Consider the following 6,879-nt stretch of genomic DNA (forward strand, 5'->3'; position numbering starts at 1 on the left):
TAACCATACTACTAAACTATCATTATTTTCAACCTTGAGAGTATCAATAATCTTATTTTTTTCATTTAATGATAGCAACTTGAATAAAATATCATTTCGTGGCAACCCCGTAGGTAAAACTTGATTTTTGGATAAACCAAAAGCTTGAGCCATGAGTGTTCTATAGTACTCAGATGTTGCTATAGAATAGTCGGAATATGTAAAGTTCTTTTTAAGCTCCTTATCTAGATGACCAATAGCTTTAATAGGCATTCCATGCCATAAATTGACAATTGTGGGTGATAGAATAGAAGGACCTATAAAAAAGTAAGATCCATGAGTATGAAAGACAAATTTCGAACTGCAGAATGCGTTTAGACCTCTTAGACTCCATCTGTTGAGTATTTTAACGGAGTTATGGTTTGGTGACTTTTCTGCCTCACTTAATATTTTATTCTTGATCTCGTGAGAATTTGAGTCAACAAGCCAGATAAGCTCAAAATTCTCTAATTCTTTTAGAGCATGTTTGTACAAGTACCAACTATTATCACTTGCAGGTGGAAAACTCACAAATATTATGCGATCTTTTTTTCTCATATGGGTTAAGTTTAATGCAGTATAAGCTAAATAGGCACTTTTACCTACAGCCAGTCTGATTATCTTTTTCATGGATGTTATCATCCCTATTAGATGCAGATGTTAAAGTGTATGGTAATTTAAATTAATCAGTTGCTTTGATTTCTATTATTTTAATCTGTTTTTGAGGGTCAGGCTAAATTTGTAATTTATATTATTCTTATTATATATAGTTACTTTTAAATAATATAAGAGCAATACAGACTAATTACGTAAGAATAGTGTACTAACCTTTAATATCACTTTTAATCTGCGAGGTTGATATCTCGGGAGTCCTAGGTAAGTAGATAACTTCACAAGATTCTTTCAAGAAGTCGAACTTACCTTGCCAGTCATCTCCCATCACAAACTTATCAATATGATATATACCTATATCCTCTTTCTTCTGCTCCCAACTATTCTCTGGAATAACAAGATCCACATATCGGATAGCTTCTAATAAATGTTTTCTCTTCTCATAACTAAAGTAGCATTTTTTGTTTTTAGAATCCCAGTTGAACTCATCAGTTGATAAAGCGACAATCAGGTAGTCGCCTTGCTGCTTAGCTCGCCTTAATAAATTTATATGTCCATAGTGTAATAAATCGAAAGTTCCATATGTTATAACGCGTATCATATACTGTTCCTTCTATAATTATTTAATAAAAAGCCGAGCAACAGCTCAGCTTTTTGGTAACTGAAATCTAAATTAGATTAGCAATTAGTCTTTTAAAACTTCCGCCATAGCATTGGCCACATAGTCGATGTTGCTGCTATTTAGACCGGCCACACACATACGTGAGTTTGACACCATGTAGATACCGAACTCAGTTTTTAGGCGTTCTACTTGTTCAGGGGTTAAACCTGTGAAGCTGAACATACCGTTTTGAGTGGTTAGGTAATCGAAGTTACGGCCCGGTACTTTTGATTCAAGTACAGACTTTAACTTTAAGCGCATAGCTTTGATGCGATCACGCATAGCATAAACCTCGCTAACCCATTGTTCATGAAGCTCATCATCATTCATCACGATATCTACTACGCGGCCGCCATGTGACGGTGGGCTTGAGTAGATACGGCGTACGGTGAACTTAAGCTGACCAAATACGCGGTCTGCCTCTTCTTCTGTTGGACAAACCACAGATAGGCCACCAACACGCTCACCATAAAGCGATAGGTTTTTCGAGAATGAGTTACTGACAAATAAAGGCAGACCCATATCAACGGCTTTACGAATGGCATAAGCATCGCTGTCCATGTCTTCGCCGAAGCCTTGGTAAGCGATGTCCATGAATGGGATTAGCTCACGTTCTTTAACCACTTGTAGTAGCCCATCCCACTGGGCTTGAGTTAAATCCACGCCAGTTGGATTGTGGCAGCAAGGGTGTAATAGCACTACGTCATTTTTGTTTAGGGTTTTGAAGAAAGCGATAAGCTCGTCAAACTTCACAGAACCCGTGGCTTTGTCATAGTAAGGGTATTTACCCACCTCCATGCCGCTGCCTTCAAAGATAGCAATGTGGTTTCCCCAAGTCGGGTCACTCACGTAGCATTTGGCTTGTGGGAACCATTTGCTGATAAAGTCAGCACCTACTTTTAGGGCACCAGAACCACCGATAGTAGCGACAGTCGCTACACGGTTTTGTTGTAATACAGGGGCGTCTTTACCAAATAATAGGTTTTGACAGCCTTTACGATGACCAGGTAAGCCTTCCATAGGTAAGTAGGGGCGGGCAGCGAAAGGATCTGCGATGCGCTGTTCGGCGGTCTTCACACACTCAAGTACCGGCAATACGCCATCTTCATCATAATAAACGCCAACGCCAAGGTTTACTTTATTAGGATTGGTATCATTCGCAAATTCAACCATCAGTCCTAAGATTGGGTCACCAGCATAGAATTCGACACGTTCAAACATTTTATTTCCTTAAAGAAGGGGGGGGGTCAAGCAGTCTTTTAGATTGACTTCCTCCTCTCGCTAAACCGAGGGGATTCCTACAGCTAGACGGTCAAGCCCGACCGCGAGGATGTTCTTAGCAGCATTGATATCTCTATCATGCCATGTGCCACACTCAGCACAAGTCCATCTTCTTATTCCAAGTCCTGCTCTACCTTTCGGACTACTGTCACTTATTTTGTGGCAGCACGAGCAGGTTTGGGTAGTGTAACTCTCATTTACTATTTCAAACTGACAACCTGCATACTTGCATTTATAGTCCAATTGTCGTTTGAGTTCAAACCAACCTGCATCGTATGTCGATTTAGCGAGATTGGTTTTCTTGTTTGTAAATGAGCGTGATTTAACATCACCGACCACAATTAAGCTGTTATCTTTAACAAGCTTGGTGGTGAATTTATGAATTAAGTCTAACCTTGTATTTTTTATTTTGGCGTGGATTGCTTTGACACGCTCTTTATTATTTGCACGTTGAGCATTAGCAAGCTTTTTAGCCCACTTTTGGGTCTGTTTAATCGCTAATTTATCACCCATTGAGGTAGTAGCAGACTCTTTTAAACCTAAATCAATACCAACACTACCATTGCCGACCACTTGCTTAGGAAAGTCTTTGACGGTGATACAGGCATACCAACGATTACGACTGTCTTGCACTATCTCAAGCGTATTAATTTGATATAGGCTTAGGTTGTAGCTATCAAATACATCTATGATGAGCTTTTGACCTTTAGATAGTGATAACTGAATAGTTGATTTTAGTGCCTTTTTGCCTGTCTGTCTTGTGCTTAAATACTTAATAGCAGACTTTTTAAAAGGTATCCATCCTAGTGATTTACGTTTGGCATCAGGTCTGTTTGTGCGCCAATGAAGTTTGGCTTTTTTAAACTGCTTACGTGATTTGGCATGAGTTTCATTAATGGCTTGCAGTGTTTGACTGTGTAATCCTAAATACTCACCGCTGCCCTTAGTATATTGACTTAAATCATAGGCACTAAAAAACTTACCAGTACGCTTTAAATGCTCAAAGCACAGTGCATTGACATAGTTCCACACGAAGTTTACTGAACTGCTTAGCTGATTCAGCTCTTTTATGTGTTTGTCTTTAATGCGTAGCTTGAGTGTTTTCATAGTGTCAGGGTGGCAAACTTAGTTCGAATTAACAAGTTTTTTAAGTTGATTTACGACACGTAATACAGAGTATAGCCTTATATAAATACTATCATAAGAGGCAGTGTTTAATACTTACTAAGAATAAACCAGATTTACGGTGAACTCAATGCTAGATTGTAGTACAACTCAATGTTTTAACCGCTTTGACGGCCAAAACTTATCTAAAATGTAAAAAAATTGTTATCATGGTCCGATTATTTATCCTGACCAAAAAAACGGATGACCTATGTCGACTGATTCTCCCACCCACTCCTCGCAACTTAATCCCAAACTCGCTTTTTTGATGGCCGGTATTGTGCTACTGATTATGGGCGTAACCATGATCAGCTTTGGTTGGGTTCCGCACCTCTCTTTGCTGTTGGCGATTTGCTTTTTGTTATTGATGGGAATGATGCGAGGGTTAAGCTTTAATCACTTGCAGTCTGAAATGGCGGCTGGGGTGGTCAGTGGTAGTGGGGCGATTTATCTGTTCTTCTTTATTGGTTTAATGGTCGCGGCGTTGATGATGTCGGGTGCTATTCCTACTTTAATGTACTTTGGCTTTGAGCTGATATCTCCTAGATTTTATTACATCTCAGCTTTTGTGCTGACTTCTATTATCGGCATTGCTTTAGGCAGTAGCTTGACCACAGTAGCAACCCTCGGTGTCGCTTTTATCGGTATGAGTAATGCCTTTGATGCCAATGTGGCAATTGCAGCAGGCGCGGTGGTCTCTGGTGCTTTCTTCGGCGATAAAATGTCACCGTTATCGGATACGGGAACCATTGCTTCTTCGGTCGTAGGTATTGATCTGTTTGAGCACTTACGCAATATGATGTATACCACGGTGCCGGCTTGGATTATCACTGTGCTTCTGTTTTGGATGTTGTCTGGTGAGACTCATGCTGGGAACTTATACCAAGTAACGGTGCTGCAAGGGCAGTTGATTGAAAGTGGCTTGGTACACAGCTATGCGGTATTACCTTTTGTGGTGTTGGTGGTATTGGCTTTGCTGCGAGTGAATGCTATTTATACCATTATTTGTACTATTATCAGTGCGTTGATTATTACTTATATCCATAGTTCGCCAAGTATTGAGCAATTGGATGGTTATTTATTTTCTGGATATGCCCCAGCTGAGGACTTAGATCTGGGTGAAGTGGGCGGTATGCTGTCGCGTGGTGGTATTCAGAGTATGTTCTTTACCCAGACTATTGTGATCTTGGCGTTAAGTTTGGGTGGGTTGTTAAAAACTTTGGGTGTTTTGCCTGCGTTATTGGCTGGTATACGGGATAAGCTGACCACGGCAGGGCAGGCCATCTTTGCAGCAGCCATGTCTGCGCTAAGTATCAACGTGCTTATTGGTGAGCAGTATTTAAGTATTTTATTATCAGGCACCGCATTTCGCCCTACCTTTGAGCGTTTAAATTTACATCCTAAGAATTTGTCACGTACCATTGAAGATGCCGGTACGGTGATTAACCCGTTAGTGCCTTGGAGTGTGTGTGGGGTGTTTATTAGCCAAGCGCTTGAGGTGCCAGTTTTAGAGTATCTGCCGTATGCTTTCTTCTGTTATTTATCGCTGCTGCTGACTATTTTGTTTGGATTTAGTGGGGTCACTATTAGTCGGTTGGACAATAAGGCTTAGTTAGAATTGAAATGTCGAGTAGTCCTATACTAAGCCTATAAAAAAAAGCTCTAAACCGTTTTGAACTGACCCCCAAATGTTGGACGGTTTAGTTTAGATCAAGGACTGAGTTCTGTATTGCACAGGACTCAGTCCTTTTAGTTTAAGTTGAATACGTTCATTATTGTAATAATGAATATACTCATGAATTTGTTGTTCTAACTGCTCAATCGATTTTGGCTTCTCAATATAAATTGTCTCGCACTTAAGTGTTCCGAAGAACCCCTCCATTAATGCATTATCCAAGCAGTTTCCTTTTCTACTCATGCTTTGCTTAATACCGTGCTGTTTAAGCGTTGTACTAAACGGTCTCATTTGATAGTGCCACCCTTGATCTGAATGCAGCATTAACCCGTTTTTCTGATGCATATCTATCTTATCTAACGCCTTATCTAGCATCTTACTAACCAAGTCATAAGTCGGTCTCTTTGAAAGCGTATAACTGATGATCTCATTGTTATAGCAATCAAGTATGGGTGATAAATACAGCTTATGATTACCCACCTTAAACTCAGTAATATCAGTAAGCCAGCGTGTGTTTGGTTGATCTGCATTAAACTGGCGCTTTAAATAGTTCTTTGCAATCTTGCCTTGTACGCCTTTATAAGAGCGATACCTTTGTCGTCTAATCCGTGCGCTTAAGTTTAAATGACGCATCAGCTTGGCAATGAGCTTGTGATTGTAATGGCTACCTAACTGCTTTAGCGCTGCTGTTATTCTACGATAGCCGTACCTGCCTTTATGCTGGTGATATAGCGTGGCGATACGCTGTTTTAAGTCAGTATATTTATCGCCACTATCAAGCTTTGCTCTATGGTAGTAAAAAACGCTTTTGGGCATCTTAGCGATGTCTAGCAAAGCTGATAAAGGATAATCTTGCCTTAGTCCTTCGATAAGCCTTGCTTTTTGCTTGCTTGTTCCTGCTTCCTGAGCAAGGCATCCAGCTTTTTTAGATAGGCAACCTCCGCACGAAGATATTCATTCTCACGCTTAAGCTCCGCTAGTGTCTTTTCATCATCTGGCTTGTCTGTGATATAGGGTTTACTCATGGCGGTTCTACCTTGACGTTTAGAAGTGAGTCCAGACAAGCCTTGTAGCCGATATGCTTTGTGCCAGTGGCTTATTAATGCCGGTGGGCTGATGTTGAATCTCAGTGCCACCTCAGATTGACTTAAGCCTTGGCTAAGCATCGTTGTAATCACTTCGTGTTTAAACTTGCGACTATAGCAGGCTTTACTGATCTTTGGCTTTATTGCATCTATACCACCGCTTTGATATTGCTTCACCCATTTATGTACAAATTGTGGGTTTACATTAAACTTCTTAGCTGTGGCAGCTCCTGTATGTCCTTGCCTATAGTATGGTAAGCATCCGACCAACCCCTATTGCGGTGGCACCCAGCGATGAGGTAACAACTCATCCAGATCCTCTTGAGTAGGCAGGCGTCTTAGCACGTCTGTCAAATAAGCAGACACATCCAAGCCATTTAAGC

At 40.5% G+C, this 6,879-nt stretch carries 8 protein-coding genes; 1 reads left to right on the forward strand and 7 read right to left on the reverse strand.

Annotation, left to right across the window (positions count from 1 at the left end; all coding sequences use genetic code 11):
* The 4 genes from A1019T_RS09975 to A1019T_RS09995 all read right to left on the reverse strand — a co-directional run.
* Nucleotides 1-648: CDP-glycerol glycerophosphotransferase family protein (locus A1019T_RS09975; RefSeq protein WP_208608066.1), on the reverse strand; the 648-nt coding region annotated here is incomplete at its 3' end.
* Nucleotides 649-841: 193 nt separating this feature from the next.
* The gene (gene tagD, locus A1019T_RS09980; protein WP_077451515.1) at nt 842-1,231 is read right to left on the reverse strand and encodes a glycerol-3-phosphate cytidylyltransferase; all 390 of its coding nucleotides are present in this window, start codon (nt 1,229-1,231) and stop codon (nt 842-844) included.
* An 84-nt stretch (nt 1,232-1,315) separates the two neighbouring features.
* The gene (locus A1019T_RS09985) at nt 1,316-2,512 is read right to left on the reverse strand and encodes an amino acid aminotransferase (protein WP_077451516.1); all 1,197 of its coding nucleotides are present in this window, start codon (nt 2,510-2,512) and stop codon (nt 1,316-1,318) included.
* A gap of 60 nt (nt 2,513-2,572) precedes the next feature.
* Nucleotides 2,573-3,679 carry an RNA-guided endonuclease InsQ/TnpB family protein gene (locus A1019T_RS09995; RefSeq protein WP_077451517.1) on the reverse strand — a complete coding sequence of 369 codons (1,107 nt, stop codon included), beginning with the start codon at nt 3,677-3,679 and terminating at the stop codon, nt 2,573-2,575.
* 268 nt (nt 3,680-3,947) lie between these two features.
* Between A1019T_RS09995 and nhaC the strand changes: the two genes are divergently transcribed.
* Entirely contained in the window at nt 3,948-5,348 is a 1,401-nt protein-coding gene (gene nhaC, locus A1019T_RS10000; protein WP_077451518.1) for a Na+/H+ antiporter NhaC, read from the forward strand.
* A 93-nt stretch (nt 5,349-5,441) separates the two neighbouring features.
* Here the strand turns inward: nhaC and A1019T_RS10005 are convergent, their stop codons facing one another.
* The 3 genes from A1019T_RS10005 to A1019T_RS10015 all read right to left on the reverse strand — a co-directional run.
* The gene (locus A1019T_RS10005; protein WP_143514108.1) at nt 5,442-6,365 is read right to left on the reverse strand and encodes an IS3 family transposase; all 924 of its coding nucleotides are present in this window, start codon (nt 6,363-6,365) and stop codon (nt 5,442-5,444) included.
* The gene (locus tag A1019T_RS13890) at nt 6,269-6,766 is read right to left on the reverse strand and encodes a helix-turn-helix domain-containing protein (protein WP_077451519.1); all 498 of its coding nucleotides are present in this window, start codon (nt 6,764-6,766) and stop codon (nt 6,269-6,271) included. Before A1019T_RS13890 ends, A1019T_RS10005 begins: the two co-directional genes overlap by 97 nt.
* A 3-nt stretch (nt 6,767-6,769) precedes the next feature.
* Nucleotides 6,770-6,879: transposase domain-containing protein (locus A1019T_RS10015; protein WP_143514109.1), on the reverse strand; the 110-nt coding region annotated here is incomplete at its 5' end.

The organism is Psychrobacter piechaudii, assembly GCF_900162825.1.
GTDB classification, from domain to species: Bacteria; Pseudomonadota; Gammaproteobacteria; order Pseudomonadales; family Moraxellaceae; genus Psychrobacter; species Psychrobacter piechaudii.